Origin of the sequence: Blastomonas sp. CCH1-A6 (assembly GCF_001556365.1) — a bacterium.
Classification (GTDB): Bacteria; Pseudomonadota; Alphaproteobacteria; order Sphingomonadales; family Sphingomonadaceae; genus Blastomonas; species Blastomonas ursincola.
Genome location: NZ_LSIS01000305.1, coordinates 1 through 17,291 on the forward strand (window position 1 = coordinate 1; position 17,291 = coordinate 17,291).

Below are 17,291 nucleotides of genomic sequence, written 5' to 3' on the forward strand. Positions count from 1 at the left end.
AAAGATGGTGGGCGCGGCAGGGATTGAACCTGCGACCCCACCCGTGTGAAGGGTGAGAAATCCAGCATTCACGGCTTTACGCGAACAAAAAAATCTACTAAAAACAATGATATTGGTTCGCGGTTGTTCGCCGTGTCCCGCCTATGTTTTTCATGTTTTTTTCATGGATTTTTGGGGTCGCTTGGTATGCCGGATCTAAGCCGTATCGGTGAACGCGAGAGGCTAAAGCCGAATGCGGGTGATGAGCCACACTGGCAACGGCTGCAGCCAGGTTGCTACCTTGGCTTTCGACCCTCGAAGAAGAAGGTTGGCGGAACATGGTTTGCCCGGGTCAGTGATCCTAACAAACAGGGGCGCTACGTTCGCAAAGCCTTGGGAGCGTATAGCCTCCTGTCGGGGCATGAGGTTTTCAAGCAGGCTAAGGCTGATGCCGAAAACTGGGCCAAGATGGTCGAGAGCGGTGGTCAGCTTGAGGAGGGCATGGTCACGGTCAAGGATGCGTGCGATGCCTATCTGCAGGAAAAGCCTGGCACGATTGCCGAAGGCGTATTTCGGCGGCATGTCTATTCGGATCCGATTGCCCAGATCAGGCTCGATAAACTGCGTAGGCATCATCTGCGAGCGTGGCGAAAAAGGCTAGAAGATGCTCCAGCGCTTCTGACACGAAACAAGAAGGGGAAGCGCGAAACCAAAATTCGCTCGGATGCGACAATCAACAGGGATATGGTTCCATTGCGTGCAGCTCTGCGAAGGATTTTGACGTTAGGGCCGCCCAATACCGACGCAGCGTGGCAAGAGGCGCTTAAGCCGATACCGAATGCAGGTCGGCGCCGCGAACTGTATCTGGACAAAGATCAGCGGCGTAGGCTTTTGGAAGCGGCAAGTGATCAGGCAAAGGCCTTTATCAAAGGGTTATGCGTGCTGCCTCTGCGCCCAGGCGCATTAGCAAGCCTCAAGGTGCGCCATTTTGACGCAAGAACCAGAACGCTCACGGTCGGCAAGGACAAGCATGGGAACCCGCGCCAGATAACGGTGCCGTCGGTGATGACAAATTTTCTTACGGAACTGACCGAAGGGCAACCATCCACAGCACCTCTGTTTGCTCAACCGGATGGGTCGGCATGGCACAAGGATGCGTGGAAGGGGCCCATCAAGGAAGCGGTTGTTGCTGCCAAGCTGCCAAGCTCGGCGACGGCGTATACCCTGAGACACAGTGTTATCACGGATCTGGTCAGAGCAAGGCTTCCAATCCTGACTGTTGCGCAGCTGTCAGGAACAAGCGTCAAAATGATCGAGGACCATTACGGGCACCTTGTCCGCGACGATGCCGAGAGCGCTCTCGCTAGCATCGCATTCTAAGCGAATCCGAAGGGCTCTGGTGTTTGCCGCTGGCCTCGCCAAAACCCTCAAAACGAAGTCAAATCGCTGACCCGGTCAGACGCGGCCCCATCTATGATTGCGAGATTTGCCTGCCGCTAGGCTATGGTCGAACCAAGGCATGTTGGGCCTTTGGCAGGCATCAAAAATCGCTTTGCCAACGCTCTCGCCAGTGTATCAGGGCGTCTTCATCGATGTGCATCGTCTTGTGCAGCAACCGCCCCAGCTCTCTGATCTTGCTCCAGTGGGCCGTGACGAGGGCTTCCGTTTCTTCAAGTGCTTTCAGTGCGTTGGAGCCGATAGCGTCCTTGTCCAGCCATTCCAAGCGTTCATAAATTTGAACAAAATCATCTGGAAATTCGCTGCCATCCCGTCGCTGACCTGCAGCCTCAATCGTCTGGCTGATTACCATTGCCCGGGTCAGGGAATTGATCTGCCTTGATCGCAGTTCCGCAACGTTGCCGGCAATAAGATCGACCACCTCCCACCAAGCCGCCCGCTTTTGAAAGGCGACCACACTGACAGCGGCATCATCGCCCCTTGAAAACTGTTCGGTAGCCCTTACCGCGTCAGCCAATTGCCGGTCAAAGCGCGCGCTAGCCTTCACAAAACCGACGGTGCCTGGCGGCGTATCTGTGAGCGATACATACTTGATCCTACGTGGAAGCCCCAGAAACATCATAATAACTGCGTGTCCGGCTTCGTGGATGGCGACATAAAGAGGTGGCTTTTTGGATTTTGGAAGCTTCACTTTTGCCTCAATCTTGGGCGATGCAGGGAGGATTAGGGTGAAGCGGCAACTTAGGGCCCATTCGTTAACAATGCGGCCTGCAATATCCATCTAATGGCGCTGGCATTTTCCCGACTGAAACCGGTGGGCGCGATCCAAGGCTTTTTTGGGAGACGATCTGCTTTGCGCTCCCGAGCAACCCATGCACAGCGCCGAATGGACCCATTCTTCGGTGCTGGTCGATATGGCTATCTTAGTAGGCGTTGATGCTCCAAAGGCACATCGGCGCATCAGGGGACAAATATCGACCAGATTCCCTGCAGCTCCTGTTTTGCCATTGATTTACAGCGCCTCGCTAGCACGAGACGCCACCTCCCTCATTGCGGCATACAAGTCATAGGATCGGAAGCAGTCGCCGCTCGCTTCTACCCGTCCCTCGTATTCCGACTGAGCTGCCAACGCCCGGTCGCCAAAAAGTCTTGGTGCGGATGTGGCGCGGCGAACGACTTCCACCTCTCCCAAGAAGGTATCGTCCTTCCAGATCTCATAGAGGTTGCCTCGGACGGCTTCGAAGGCTTGAAAATCACCAATTGTCCGCAGTTGCCGACCTCTCGGTTCGCGAGGCGCTTCCGACGGCTCGGCCGCTGGTAGAAGCTCATCAATCCTTGGCATCAGGGCAGCCGCATCTTCTGCTCTAGGCTCGGGCTGCGGCATAGGCGGCTGAATCACTGCGCTTTTTGGCTTCTGCACTTGCAAGGTTTCGGCTTGGGTTCCCAGTTCGCGGACGATTCGTTCGCGAACACGTTCGAGCCAGGCCAGCAGTTTGGCCGTCTCGCGCGCAGGGTCGGCAAACCAGTCGGTCGACCATACCCGGTATATGTTCCACCCCAAATTCTCGAGGATCGTCTGCCGGATGTGGTCGCGATCGCGGACGCTCAAGCCTGAGTGATAGGGAGCTCCGTCACACTCGATGCCTGCGATGAAACCGACTGGGCAGCTGGCATGCCGAACACCAAGATCGATCCGGAATTTCTCTACGCCGACCTGATAGACGACGTCATACCCGCCGCCGCGCAGAGCATCGGCAACGAAAATCTCGAAATCGCTGTCCGTTTCGCCCCCCGACCCATCTTCATATTGGGCACCGCCATGGGCATAGGTCAGATAGCTCTTGAACTTGATGACCCCCTTCGACGATTTTTCTGTCACCTTGATGTCGTCAGGGCGCAGAGACGTTATCAGGCGGCAGGACATCTTGGCCCGCGTGACCAGCACGTTCAACCGTCGCCATCCGACCTCGCGGTTCATCAGGCCGAAATTCTGTCGGACAACCCCATTCTTGTCGGGTCCGTAGACGGTGGAAATGAGGATGATGTCGCGCTCGTCACCCTGCACGTTCTCCAGGTTCTTGATGAAGAACTCATCCAGTGTCCCCTCGAATGCCTCGACATATTTGCGGACCCGCTCTTCCTCGACCTTTAGCCGTTCGAACTCGTTCTTGAGCAGTTCCGTCTGCTTGGCATTCATCGCCACGATCCCGATCGAACGCTCAGGGTGCGTCTGCATCAGGCCAAATGCCTGTTCGATCACGAGCTCGGCTTCGCGCTGGTTGATTGAGGATTCGTAGGCTGTGTCTGAATAGAATGCCGGAGCGTAGTAGCATTTGACGCCCATTAGCGGGTCGTCATTGGCCTGAGGGCTCGGGAATACGACCAGATCGCGCTCATAGAACTCGCGGTTGGAGAACTGGATGAGGCTCTCGTGCTGCGAGCGATAATGCCATTTCAAGCGCGGCTGTGTTCTGAACCGCTGCTTTGCCAGATCGAGAATCGACTCGGTGCCTTCATCGACGCCGACTCCGTCACTATCCCCCTCTCCATCGAGGCTAGCGACCTGGAAATGGTCGCTGGGGGGAAGCTGGTTCGCGTCACCAACGACGACGAACTGATCGGCGCGCAGGATGCAGCTAACCGAGAACTCGGGCCGCATCTGCGATGCTTCGTCGATAATCAGAAGGTCGAAGCTCAGCGAGCCGGGACGGATAAACTGCGCGATCGACGTCGGCGACATCATCCAGACCGGCTGGAGCGCCTGCAGCGCCTGGCCCGCGCGGTGCACGACATCACGCAGGGGTGTCCTGGGGCGCGTGAGCCCGACTTCATGCTCGAGCAGCCGGAGCTCGGTGAAGTCGCTTCTCTTCCCGTGCCCAACGCCGACCGGTGGCCTGTCGCCGAGCCGTTTCGCGACAATCGCCGTAGCTTCCAGCTTGTGGAGGTCCTTGTCCACCCGCTTGAAGGACTGCCTCGCCGCATCGAGCGAGAGGCTGCCGAGCCTGCCCAGTTCCTGGCCATCTGCCCCCAGATAGGATCGGAGCAATGCTGAAACAGCCGTCAGCTCGTAGAGATCGTCCAGCAATCCGGGCGCAATGCCATGATGGGTTGCCGCCTCGGCGAAGGGCGTCAGATCCCTTGCGGCTACAGCGGCCCGATATTTGAGAAGATCGGCGGCAAGGCTGACACCCTCCCGGTCGGCGCTCATGGCATGGAAGACAGCTGCAGCGTCTTGCCATGGCATGCCATCGCAAAGGCCGGCAACGTTGAGATCCACGTCATCTCGCAGATGGGCAGAGCTGCTGACCCAGCCGTTTATGGCGTTCTGGAGCGCTCCGCTGTAGGCGATCACAGAGGACAGCCAGGCGGCGGGAGCCTCAACCTCACCGATGATGGCCCGCAATTGAACCGGACCGCTGACCGCGAAGAGATGGTCGAGATGAGCGAGACTGGCTTCGAGACTGTCCAGAGGCGCTGTTACGTCGCCGACCCAACTGAACGGGTCTTGCGACTTCAGTGACCCGAAGGCTTCCTTGGCTGCGTGGAGCCGGAGCACAGCCTCGGCAATCGTTTCACCTGTAGAGCGCAGGAACGTCGCATCGTCTTTCAGCCTGACGGTCTGGCTCGCTGACAGAATGCGCCGCATTTCAGCGGCCCTGTCATCGCAACGAGCAGCCAGGTCTGCGAGGGGCACTTCCGCCAGCCCGGCTTCAGCTACTTCAGCCAACAATCCGGTCATCCGATCGCTGCAGGCTGACAGGCTCTGGCGTTCGGATTCGTCCGCTGCAAGCCAGCCGCGTAGAACAGCGGTTTCGTTCGATGCAGCAAGCTCTCTCGCAGTCTCCGCAACTAGCGCTCGGGCAGCGCCAAGCGATTCAAAGTCGCTGTCGAGCCCGTCCCAGAGCATCGGCGGAAAAAGGACGCGCCCCTTGCTCTCGTCATGAAATGCTCGGCGTGCGCGAAGGAAGCCGGCGGCTCGGCGAAGGCTCGATGCAGCTTCGGCGCGATCAGAAGTGTCCGCGCAAAGCCGCCCCACCCGTCGCCAGGCAGCCTTGTATCGCCCGCTGAACAGACGCGCGATGGCACCTGTTGTCTCGACAGTGTCGGCAAGCTCGTCGAGTTCGCTGGGATCAGCAGTCAGCGCATCCGCCTGGGTGAGCGCAACCACGATATCCCGTTCTGCTCGCAACGCTTCAGCTTCGCGGGTGGCGTTCGCAATGGCGCTTTCGGATGCGGCCTCAATCAGGCTGCTTGATACCAGCGCAGCTACCGAGGCCGGAGCTTGACCCAGCCGTGCGAGCACAGCTGCCACTTTTTGCGCATTCTCAGACGGTGTTCGCGCACCATCTGCCAGCTTGGCTGCGAGCCGTTCCATGTCGCGGGTCGCGCCTTCAAGCAGTCCTGACAGCCGCTCATGGTGTGAGAGGATAGAGCCGGCTTCGGCCGGTGTAGCGGGGCAGTCGCCAATCACCAGCGCGTCGGCCAGAGCCTGGGCTTCATCAATCGACACCCGCTCAGGCGCTTCGATGGCATCGGCAATGGCATCACGTTGCCGTCGCCATTCGGACTGCGCTGCCAGAAGGTCCAGGCTGGCCGCACGGTGATGCAGCGCTGCGGACACCACGGCTTCATCGGAACAGGAAAAGGGCTTGAACGCCGAAAGCTGGGCACTGGCATCGACGATGGCGTTGTCGCTTGGTCCCGGCAGAGCAATGCCCAGTTCAAACAACCGAGCTGCGACATCGGCTACGGCATCCGCTGCCCGACCGGCTGCGCCGGCGGCTTCGAGCGCTGCACTCTGGTCAAAAGGGTTGAGCTTTCCTGCCTGAACCCAGCGCGTTGCCTCTCCCTCGGCATCTCCCTGGACCGCCAGGAACGCCTTGCCGAACTGGGCCAGAATCTCGCGATTTTCCGTAAGGGTCGATCTGTCGAGCTCGCCAACCCCCGCCGATTGCCAGCGCGCCTCGATCGGCCGGGTCTTTTCGCGGTCAAACTGCTTGCGCAGGCGGACTTCGCGCCAGACGAGTGCATGGGCCGTCATGCCGAGCTTGCCCAGCGGCGTCCGCACCAGAGACAGGTATCTCCGCAACAGATCGCGATGCCTGCGCAGCTCTGCGCGCTTTTCATCGAGCACGCGCGCATCCAGCCTCGGCTCAGCAACGATCCGTTCGCGCACACCGGCATAGACTTCCGTGCGGCTCGCCTTCTCCCCGTGCAGCTCCAGCAGCAACGGACCAAAGCCAGCCGCCCTCAGTCGGTCGGATACCACCCGAAGCGCCGCCTGCTTCTCGGCCACGAACAGCACCCGCTTGCCCTGGGACAGGGCTGTAGCAATCATGTTGGTGATCGTTTGCGACTTGCCCGTTCCTGGCGGACCTTCGATCGCCATGTCGCGCCCGGCTGCCATGTCCATGATGGCCTTGTGCTGCGAGGCATCGGCATCGGTGATGAGGGCAGGGACTCGCGCCTCGTTCGCCGGATCATCAATATCGATGATGCTGTCATCGCCGGGGACCGAAGGAACCTCTGCCGCACCGACCAAGCCCGGCAGCAAGCGGTGATCGCTGAAAGCGCCTTCCTGCCAGTTCTCCGGATCGAGGTCCCGCCACAGGATCATCGGAGGCAGGACGGATAGGGTGATAAACGAGCGCAAGGTCAGGCGGCGGCCCTGGGCCAGCACCGTCTTCACGCGGATGAAATAGGATTCAGGGCTTTCCTCGTTGCGCAGCTGCGGTAGCTGCAGACCCCAATGCTCACGCGCCTTCTCGATCAGCGCGACATTGACCTCAAGCCCGCCCTCCCAGATGCTGAGCCGGTAGTCCTTCTTCGCCCGGCTCGTATCCTTGGCCAGCTTGACCGGGAGCAGCAGCAACGGCGCGTAGGATGCAAGGTCTGACGCATCATCCTCGAACCACTGCACAAAACCGAAGGCCAGATGCAGCGTGTGATGGCCCGTCTCCCGCAAATGGCTGGTGGCACGATCGTCGATCGATTTCAGACGCCGGTCCAACTCCTTGCGGGTGAGCAGGACGCGCATGTCATCGTCTTCGTGATGCGCGGCGACATCCCCGTCATCGCTCATCTTGAGCTCGTAGGACGGGTCAAAGCCATGCGCCCGGGCGAGCGCCGTGACGTCCAGCCCCTTGCCGAAATCGAGCTTGGGCAGGCCGAGCTGCTGACGCACCCGGGCACGCAAGGCCCGCTCGGCATCCGTCCATGCACGCACGTCACCTTCGGCATCGCCCAGCTTTTCGGTCGCCGCCAGAAACTCCGTATCGGTCAGCCGCGCCCGCTCATAGGCGAGACCGAAGCTGGGGGTGCGTTCGTCGGCAGGCGTCTGTTCCTCGCCGGGCAGGGGCTCGAAGCCCATGCTGCCCTTGCCAAGCCGTTCGAACAACAGATCGGGCCGCTCGTCGATGATACGAAGCTGGCTGGCACTGCGCGATTCATGCCGGAAGGCGATGAGCGGCGACTTGCGAGACAGGTCGATCAACTTGGCGCGCAGCTTGGCCACCGCCTCATAGGTCCAGCTGTGCACCTGTGGATGGCGAGGTGGCTTGGCGGCAGGCTTCGCAGCATCCGCCTTGGCCGCTTCCGGCTTAGCGGACTTGCCCGCTGCCGCCTTGTCGCAATCCTTGATCCACGTTTCGACTCGGTGCCGCAGCGTTTTGGCGGCATTGGTGGTCCGGTGCACCAGCTCCGATCGGATCAGATCGAGCTCGGCCCGGTTGTCCCAGTTGCGTTCGGCCATCAGTTCTAGGTCAACGAACGACTTGTTCATCAGCGGGCGGGTCATGATCGGGGTTCCAAGCGACTGTTTGATGGTGGCGAGCTTTTGCTGGGAAGGGCTGTTCCAAGTGGCGACGATGGCTAAAGCACGTTGGCGAATGTCCTGGATTTCAGAGGTGGCGATCCCTTCGAGGTCCTTGATGAGATCGAGCAGCCGGGGTTTGTGGTTGCGGTATTGCTGCAGATAGGACTTCAGCTCGGTCACAGACATGTGAGCGGCTCGCCTCTGGCCTTGTGCTGCATCGTCCCTTGTCATGTCATTCAGATGTTGCCTGATCAAAGCCCGGAGATCGGCAACACCCTCAGCCTTCGAGTCCCGCAATTGCCGCAACATGGCTTCGAGCCCCGTTCTGTTGGTGCGACGGAGGGCGATCCTTTCCCGCAATTCATACAGATCAGGATCGATTGGCGGGTTCATTGACCGGCACGTTGCTGGTTCAATCGAAACAGGCGGGCGAGGATTTCGTCGTCGGTGAGCGTGCCGGCGCGGAAATCATCGCCCCAGCCATAGGCATCGGCCACTGCCTCATCGAGCGCGCGGTGCGCGTGATCTAGCCATGCGGGGCGAGCGTTGTAGAGGTTGGTCAGCGTGCGTTTCTTGAGTTCCTGAGCAGCGGCTTCGTCCATCGGCAGGATGCGGTCAGGATAGCCTGGTACGACTTCCGGCTCGCGCACCACCAGATCGGGTGGGTTGAGCCAGTTCTCGCGCAGTTCGTTGAGCTGGGCTGCAGCCTTGGCAATGGCTTGGGCACGTGGGTCGTCAGCATAATCGGCCGCTGAAATGTTGGGGGTCAGGCCCTCGGGGAATGGGAAGGTTTCGAAGGTTGTTGAAGGGGTATAGCGCGGGTCATTGCCCACACCGAGGAAAGTGCCCATGCGTAGCGACCAAATTTCATGGAAGCGCGAATGCAGAATTCCAAACATCGTGTCATCATCGCGAGTAATTACATTTGTCGCGTCGCTTGGTCGAATACCGATTGGTTGCCAGACGAACAGCCTATATTTTGATACCCGAGGAGTGACGATCATCCGGCTTAAGCCCGACAAAGCGGTTCGTAGATTTCCCCCGCTCCGACCGAAAAGCCACCACTTTTCTCTACGTTGCTGGTCTCGAACCGTCATTCTATAAGGCTTCACCAAATCAACGGCGTGTGCAAAAGGCAATTCAAAATACGATGATTCTGGTTCAGTGTAGCCGTGGAAGTCAATCACCCAGACATCGCTATTTCGTTCGACTAAATCTCTTCCGCCAATGTATGGAAAAAGAACAGCCGAATTTGGTCGGCCATTGACATTTAGCGGCTGCGTGAGCCATTCTCTGGCCTTGTTGCCTTCGACGTCGAGTTGGCCGTACTTTCGAAATCCTTCGAAGCAGATTCCCCGGTTGGCGACTAACTTGTCTGCTGAAATTATGTCTACGCGGGATGTCAAATCAGCGAAGATACGGTTAGCGATCTCGCCATTGAGGACCGACATCGGCTGCGAGTTTTGCTTGCCAAATCCGACCATCGAAACACGCACTGCGGCACCTTCGACGGTCCACTCTTGGTCATCCCAAGCCAGGAATATCTGACCGTGGTCAGCAATTGGCTTCAAAACTTCACGATTCGCCCCGCCCCTTATAGAGTTCGTCGATACGAAACCAGCGATCGTCAGTTTTCCTGCGATGATCTTGTCCCAAGCTCCAGCAAACCAGAAGCAAACCAAGTCTGCTCCGCCAGGAACCATTGGCCAAGCTCGACGCAACGCGGACGTATAGTCCTCGCCAAGTTCGGTGATCATGCGACTCGAACCCAAAAATGGTGGGTTCCCGACCACCACGTCCGCATCCGGCCACTGCGCCCGCGCGCCCGTTGCTTCATCGAGCACTGCGTCCCGACATTCAATTGTGTCCAGGTTGCGCAGGATCGGATTTTTTGCCGCATCGAAGCCGTTGCGCCGCATCCACTGGATTTCACCGATCCAGACGCTGACCCGCGCCAGTTCCGCCGCATAGGGGTTCAGCTCGATCCCCAGCACACTTTCCGGGCCCACGCGGGGAAAGCCGCGTGGCAGGCCCAGCGCCTCGGCATCCAGATTGGCGCGGTGCTCGATATCCTTAAGCGCCCGGAGCGCGACATAGAGGAAATTGCCCGATCCGCAGGCTGGGTCGAGCACGCGAAAATTCACCAGCCGCTCGATAAAGCCGTTGTGGATGGCGGCCGCATCGTCCTTGAGCTTTTCTGCCTTGCGTTTCTCCGCCGGGGTCAGCAGGCGTTCTGCCGTGCGCTTGGGGGCCTTTTCGATCAGCGCGGTGATCCGGGCCAGCGCCTCTGCCCATTCGGCCTCTAGCGGATCGATGATCACCGGCTTAACGATCATCATGATCTTTTCGCGATCGGTATAATGCGCGCCGAGCTGGCTACGCTTGGCGGGGTCGAGTCCGCGCTCGAACAAGGTGCCCAGGATCGACGGGTCGATCTGCGACCAGTCGCGCAAGGCAGCCTGATACAGCTCCTCGACATCCTCGCGGGTCACGGGCAGGGCGCTGTCGTCCTGAAACAGGCCGCCGTTGAACCAGTCGATGCGGGTGAACCCCACCTTGCCGTTAGGCTGCGCCATCGCACCGAACAGGGTGCTGGCATTTTCGGCAAAGCTGGCCGGATCGCTGCGCGACAGGTCCAGCATCTTGGTGAAAAGATTGTCGGGCAGCAGGCCGACATCCTCTGCGAACATGCAGAAGACCAGCTGATTGACGAAATGCGCGACCCGGTGCGGTTCATGCCCCCGGTCACGCAGACGCTGGGCAATGCTGGCGAATTCGCGTGCGGTCTCCTCCGTCAGCGCCTGCCGGGTCTTGCTGGGCTTGAAATCGTCCGGGTCGGTAAAGGCGCGCTTGAGCTTTTCGCGCACCTGGCCATCGACCAGATCCTCCAGCGTGAACTCGTGCACCTCCTGCACCGTGTTGGTCCAGTTGGTGTGGATGCGGATGCGGTCCATGTCGGACACGATCAGCAGCGGCGGATTTTCCAGCGCGACCGAATATTGCAGCAACTGGGCATAGGCCTTGTTCAGGTCCTTTTTCGGACCCTTATACTCCCAGGCAAAGCAGCCCCTGCGCCAGACATCGGCCCAGCCTTCGCCGCCGCTGGTCTTGCTCGCCCCCTTTTCGAATGCAAACCATTCTCCCTTGGGGTCGGCTGCTATCGGGTCGAGCACGCCAAGCAGCGCGCACAGATCGTTGAAATGGCTCTGCGACGCTGATCGCTCCTTGAGCTCGACATTGCGCCATTTGCCGAGAAATTCCTGCGGGGTCATGCCATGCCCTGGTCATGGATGGGGGAGGGGCTGTCCGGCTTTGGGGTCACGCTGCTTCCTCTTGCTCCTCTTCGCCGTAATAGTCGTCTTCCTGATCCATCGGCAGGATGCTCTCGCGCACGGCTTCCTTGCCCATTGCAGCTTCGATCCGTTCCAGCAACCGCGAGCGGCGATGGTCCATGAATCCGTGGAAATCATCGGCGGCCAGCAAGGCCTCCTCGATCTCGTGGCTCTTCAGAATGGCAGACAGACGGCTGGCCTCGATGGGCGGGTTGCTGTCGTTTCCCTTGATCAATCGGCCAAGATAGACCGAGGGGGCTACGCCGCCCAGCATGCGGTTGGTGGCAGATGCCAGCGGCGTCTTGTTGACGATGCTGTTGTAGATGCCTGGCTCGATCGTCTTGGTCTTGCACCAGGCTTCGGGGAAGATGTGATGGATGTCCACATTCTCGTCGAAGAATACGGTCTGATCGTACTTCTGACCGGATTTGAAATCCTCCGCCCCGGATTTCATCAGCAAGGCATGCACGCCCTTGTAGGCAGCTGAAAGGCGGGAGCGCAGTGTGCGCAGGCGCTTTTCCTCGAAGGTCGAACGCTGCACCGTCTGGGGTTCGGCCCCGCCGTTGATCCAGGGTGAGAAATCGCGAATGTCGAGCGCAAAGCGGCTTTCGACGGCCGAACCGTAGAGTTCTCCGAACACGCCGCACCAATACCAGCGGGCCAGCTTTTGCCGCACGGCATCATTCTCCCACGCCGATCCGATCTCGGCCAGGATGGCGGCAAGCGGCACGAGCTGGGTCTGGTAGGGCAGGTCGCGGGCATTGAAGATCTTCAGCGAATGCAGGAACTTTGCCGCAGCGACATAGCCCGCCTCGACCTTGTCCGCCCATTTCTTGTATGCCGTCAGTGGAACCTGCAACAGGCTGTTGCGGGTTGCGCTGATCGCCGGGGGCTCCAGGCCGTTTGCGATCGCTTCGTCCCGCCGTTCCTTGGTGTGGAGGAGCGACACCGCCTGTAGAAACTCGACCGGTTCGATCTTGGCCAGCACCTTTTGAGCGATCAGCCGTTCGCGGCGCGCCTTCCAGTCGTCGCGCAGGTGAAACTCCTCCGACGCATACATGGCGGTTACCAGTTCGAAGGCATCCAGTGGTTTGCCGCCCGTGTTGACCTTCTCGAACACCAGGCACACCGCTGCGCGCGACGTATCCTTGCCCAGCTTGATGACGGGGACCTGATAGGAGGTGACGTTGTTCACTACCGCCTGCATGAAGTCATTGATCAGCTTCAGATGCTCCATGCGCTGGTCTTGTAGCTGGTAAGCCCAGCCAGTGGCTGCCTGTTGCCAGACATGGGCCTCGAATATACGGTCGATCGGAAAATACAGGGCCTCGAACTCGTTCTGCTCGTTCGAAAGATCGAGCTTCACATCCCTGCCGAAATTCTCGCGGATGATCCGGTCTTCCGGCACCGCAATCACCGCTTCGGAACGGGGGATGTCGGGATCGAGCGCGGCTCTGATGTCGAAATAGAAATGGACCTTGATTGGCCTCTTTTTTGCCGTCTGGGTCGATACCGGCACAGGCGAGAAGGTCGACTGATAGAGCGAGGTCATCCGCTGCTGGCCATCCAGAAGATATGCCTCGAGCGGCCTGATGGGTTCAGGCGCGCCCTCCACTGGTCTGACAGCGAAGGAAACATCGCCGGAAGCATCAAGAGTCATCAGAGCCCCAACGGGAAATCCCTCCGAAATGGAGGCAAGTAGATCAATGATTCGGTTCTGATCCCAAACCCAGCCACGCTGGAAATCAGGCAACTGCAGCTTGCCTTCGTGGCATTCGCGCATGAGGTCTCTCAGATAGACCGGATTTGTTTGGAACGAAGTCGTCATCCCCGCCTCGGCTTCTAGGTATAGAACCCCAAAATAAAGTCATATTGACGGTATTTTGGGGTTTCTTGCTTGGGGATCATAACGGCCTTCAGTGCCATGCCAAGATCGGATCAGCCTTTAGCTCCGTTCTTGTGCATTACCTGTGATGGGCTGGCAAAACTCCTCCTGCGGATGGGGTCGTTGATCGGGTGAAGACGGGGGAAAAGGGTTCCTTCAAGCCTGGTCAGGGAGCCAGAATATGGACAGAAGACCAGAAGATATGATTGTTGCCGCAGCAGCGGTGGCCAAAGACGAAATTGCCATCCGGATATTGCTTCCAGCCGCCAGGCTGGAGCATTTCATCGTCAGCAAGCAGCCGGTCGAGCCGCTGTTGAACGTTGCAGTCATCGACGTGGAAACCACCGGCACGGATCCGCTGGCCGATCAGGTTATCGACCTCGGCTATGTGATCCTGCAGGTCGACGCAGAGGGGGACATCGTTGATATCCTCGCCGTGCGCGAGGCACTCGCCGATCCCGGCACGCCGCTGCCAGAGCGCATTTCCCGGCTGACCGGGCTTACGGATAACGACCTGCGGGGCAAGGCCATCGACCTTGATCTTGTCGAAGACGATTTCGCGCAGGTCGATGTGTTCGTGGCCCACAATGCGCGGTTCGATGCATCGTTCATCCGCCAGCTGCTACCTTCAACGGCACATGCAGCATGGGCCTGTTCGCTGGCTGACTTTGACTGGCTGATGGACGCTGGTCTCGATGGACGGGCGCTGGGTCATCTGCTCGCCCAGGCCGGGTTCTACAATGACGGCCACAGGGCGCTCGCCGATGTCATCAGCCTCATCCATCTGCTTGCCTATCCGCTGCCAACCGGCGGCACGGTGATGCGGGCGCTGCTCGCCAATGCGAGCCAGGAGACCTGGCGGGTCGAGGCCACGCGGGCGCCCTACTCGGCGCGCACGATCCTCAAGGCTCGCGGTTACCGCTGGGATCCTTCGGCCAGGGTCTGGTGGACCGAAGTCAAGGACGGTGCGATCGAGGCAGAAGAACTTTGGCTGTTCCGCCATGTGCTGCCGGACGGTCCCAGCCCGCGGCTGGTCAGCATGACCTGGCGTCAGCGCCATCGCTGACCCGCTTTGGCCGTGACCCGCAGGGTGCAGCCAGATTTGTTCCAGAAACAAGAGAGATTGAGCTTCCAAAGGGATTGGAAAAGCTCCGGCCCAAAGGGCCGCACAGAAAGGTACAAACATGAATGCTGAGATTACCGGCGATAACCCTCGCCTTCAGAACTACACCGGCGCTATCAGACAGATGATGGGCCTGCCGCCGCATCAACCCGTCAATGACTTGGTCGGCTTTGTGTTCGGACCCATCATCGACGATTCCATCTCGGCGAGCGCGATCGGTCGTTACGCCCGGGATCAAAAGCAGGACGTGATCCATCTTGGCTTTGCGCACGCCAATGCCAGCACACCCGCCGCCATGATGATCGCCTGGCGCAAGCTCGACCATGTCGAGATCATTAGCGGTTGCGTGCCGTATTGCACGGACGCAGACAGCCCCGTCATGCTGGTCGAGCCGCGATCGAACGCATGCTTTGCCGTTGACGAACGGGGCGGCCTGGTGCGCACGCAACAGGTGCTCCGCAACCTGGCGGCAGGCAAACGCATGGCGATGCGCAGGATCAAACAGGCCGCAGCCGACCTCGGCAAGAATCAGGCAACGCCCACAATCGCCATGACCGCAGGCTCGACACTCGCCCGGCAGCATCGCGAGCCGCCGATCGTCCTGTTCACCTGAACCCGCCGCGCCATCGCACGGCTCCTTCACCACAACCATCACCAAACTTGCCAAGGGCCGCCATCGCGCGGCCCTTGGCGCATCTGAAAGACACACAATGCGCAAGTTCACCTATATCGATACCGAATCTGCCTGGGACGAGCATCTTCACGCCTGTGCCGTTCGCATTGATCCTTCGGACAGAAGCTATCGTGTCGGATGCAAACGGATCTTCGCTGCAGCGGCAATGGACGTGACCGTGGGTTCCGAGGGGGCCATTACTTGCGAGCACATCGCTAGCTGGTCCGCACACGATCACGACGACGAGCAGGCTGTCATCACCAAACTCTTCCATCACCTTTATGCCCGCGATGACCGCAACGTCGTGGGTTTCGGCAGTCTGGCCAATGATGTGCAGATCTTGCAGATGGCCGCGATCGAATACTCGCTGGTTTTGCCGTCGCATTTTCTGGCTAGGCGAAAGCCTGGCGCCACTCCAACTGCGCCCGGCAGCCACTTCGATCTCGGTCTGGGCCTCAAGGGCCCCGGCAAGTCGTGGCCGCATCTCACTGAGGTGCTTGCGAGAATTGGCATCCCAATCTTTCTTTATGAGGACAAGAAGTTTGTCCCATACCCGGCGGATGCTCAGGGGTGGAATGATATCATCGCGCATGTCGAACTGGACTGCGCCTTGCTGGCAATCGCCCATCTGGCTTGGCTACGCACACAGCGGCAAGAGGGTCTCGATTGCTGGACCGCGGCGCTTGCCATTCTTGACTGGACGCGGCGGCATGGTCGGATGACCGCCACAATGGAGGCAAGGCTCGTCAGCGCAATTGCTGAGCTGTCGCATATGCTGACAGCGGAGCTAGCATTGGCAGCCTAGCGAGTTGTGCAAGGCATCAGTCCGATCAGCTTCGCGTTGCGCATAATGTTCACTTTATGTTCTAACTGCACCCCATGCGAATCGATGCGCCTCAGATCACCCGGCAGGATGTCGGGCAGACCGCCTTGCGCACGCTCGAGGACGCGGTAGCGCAGGCGCAGGCGGGCGAGGTCGAGCGGACATGGGGTCAGCGGCTTGCGCTGAAATGGCTGATGCACGCAGGGATTGCGCAAACTTGGCAATGCGCGACATTCTGGGAGGCGTTGGTCGATGGCAATAGCTGGGCGTGCACGGTGGCCAGCGGTCAGGACCACCGGATCAACACGCTGCTGGGGATGCTCGACAGTTGGTATCGCCAGATGCGGATGGAACCGCCCAGCCTGAAACTGCGCCAGCGCTGGGCCCGTCGCTATGCCGCCGACATTGACATGGGGTCAGGCACATCACAGCTTCCTTGTATGTGCAACCGCTACCAGCCTGGAGAACGCAAGCGGATCGAGGATCACTTCAGCGCAAAGGTGCTGCGGGCGTATAACGAGGGGCCGGCAACGGTTCACCCGAAGGAGCCCGGCTGGGTGGTGCGGCAGCGCGATGGGCAAATGGTGCTCGAACAAATGACCTGGGGTTTCCCGGTGGTCCTGCGCGGGAAGCAGGGGCAGCCGCTCAAGCCCAAGCCCGTCAATAATGCACGGTTCGACAAGCTGGGTGCATTCTGGAAGCGCTGGTCAGCATTGCCCGAGCACCGCTGCCTGATCCCCACCTTGCGCTATGCCGAAGCCGTAGGCACACCGGGCCGCATGACCGAGACCTGGCTGTCGGTGCGCGGGGAACCGATCTTTGCCTGGGCCGGGCTCTGGCGAACCTCGGACGAGTGGGGCGATTGCTATACAGGCGTGATGATCGAAAACGCTCCCGAGCTCGAGCACATCCATGATCGCTCGCCGGTCATCCTGCGCGCGGATCAATGGCAGACCTGGCTCACCGCACCGCTTGCCGAGCTCTACGCGTTCGACAAGCCGTATCCGGCCGAAGCCATGACAGTCGAGGCCACCGCGCATCTGTGGGCGCGGTCCAGGGACAAGGAATAACTGCATGCGTGCGAAACCCGATCCGGTAAAGCCCGGGCAGCGCAGCGTCTGGGATTTTCCGCGCCCTGCGGTTGCCGAGCCCTGCGATGCGCACATCCGCATCGAGCATCGCGGCGTCATCGTTGCCGAGACCC

Annotated in this window: 9 protein-coding genes, 1 tRNA gene and 1 pseudogene; 6 read left to right on the forward strand and 5 right to left on the reverse strand. The window is 59.8% G+C overall.

All coding sequences use genetic code 11. From position 1 onward, the window contains the following. Positions 1–5: 5 nt before the first annotated feature. A tRNA-Val gene (locus AX735_RS14480) sits at positions 6–86 on the reverse strand. A gap of 100 nt (positions 87–186) precedes the next feature. Between AX735_RS14480 and AX735_RS14485 the strand changes: the two genes are divergently transcribed. After that, complete coding sequence (locus AX735_RS14485) at positions 187–1,359, forward strand: tyrosine-type recombinase/integrase (protein ID WP_066281751.1); 1,173 nt, start codon at positions 187–189, stop codon at positions 1,357–1,359. A 160-nt stretch (positions 1,360–1,519) separates the two neighbouring features. On the opposite strand, the gene AX735_RS14490 is transcribed toward AX735_RS14485, so the two are convergent. From AX735_RS14490 to AX735_RS14505, 4 genes are all read right to left on the reverse strand, one after another. Then, positions 1,520–2,218: a hypothetical protein gene (locus AX735_RS14490; protein ID WP_066281753.1), complete on the reverse strand. Its 699-nt coding sequence runs from the start codon at positions 2,216–2,218 to the stop codon at positions 1,520–1,522. A gap of 231 nt (positions 2,219–2,449) precedes the next feature. Then, positions 2,450–8,644: a DUF4011 domain-containing protein gene (locus AX735_RS14495; protein ID WP_082751118.1), complete on the reverse strand. Its 6,195-nt coding sequence runs from the start codon at positions 8,642–8,644 to the stop codon at positions 2,450–2,452. Next, positions 8,641–11,523 (reverse strand): class I SAM-dependent DNA methyltransferase, encoded by a 2,883-nt coding sequence (locus AX735_RS14500; protein ID WP_066281761.1) that lies wholly within the window; start codon positions 11,521–11,523, stop codon positions 8,641–8,643. Before AX735_RS14500 ends, AX735_RS14495 begins: the two co-directional genes overlap by 4 nt. A 46-nt stretch (positions 11,524–11,569) precedes the next feature. Continuing rightward, on the reverse strand, positions 11,570–13,411 hold the full coding sequence (locus tag AX735_RS14505) for a GmrSD restriction endonuclease domain-containing protein (RefSeq protein ID WP_066281764.1): 1,842 nt from the start codon (positions 13,409–13,411) through the stop codon (positions 11,570–11,572). Between the two features lie 259 nt (positions 13,412–13,670). Between AX735_RS14505 and AX735_RS14510 the strand changes: the two genes are divergently transcribed. The 5 genes and pseudogenes from AX735_RS14510 to AX735_RS26940 all read left to right on the forward strand — a co-directional run. Then, entirely contained in the window at positions 13,671–14,534 is an 864-nt protein-coding gene (locus AX735_RS14510; RefSeq protein ID WP_066281767.1) for a 3'-5' exonuclease, read from the forward strand. Positions 14,535–14,652: 118 nt separating this feature from the next. Continuing rightward, positions 14,653–15,204: a hypothetical protein gene (locus tag AX735_RS14515; protein WP_137775999.1), complete on the forward strand. Its 552-nt coding sequence runs from the start codon at positions 14,653–14,655 to the stop codon at positions 15,202–15,204. A gap of 97 nt (positions 15,205–15,301) precedes the next feature. After that, entirely contained in the window at positions 15,302–16,069 is a 768-nt protein-coding gene (locus tag AX735_RS14520; RefSeq protein ID WP_066281771.1) for a hypothetical protein, read from the forward strand. Between the two features lie 74 nt (positions 16,070–16,143). Continuing rightward, on the forward strand, positions 16,144–17,157 hold the full coding sequence (locus tag AX735_RS26405) for an SOS response-associated peptidase family protein (RefSeq protein ID WP_231750131.1): 1,014 nt from the start codon (positions 16,144–16,146) through the stop codon (positions 17,155–17,157). Positions 17,158–17,161: 4 nt separating this feature from the next. Next, positions 17,162–17,291, forward strand: a pseudogene (locus AX735_RS26940) (DUF427 domain-containing protein); the annotation flags it as partial.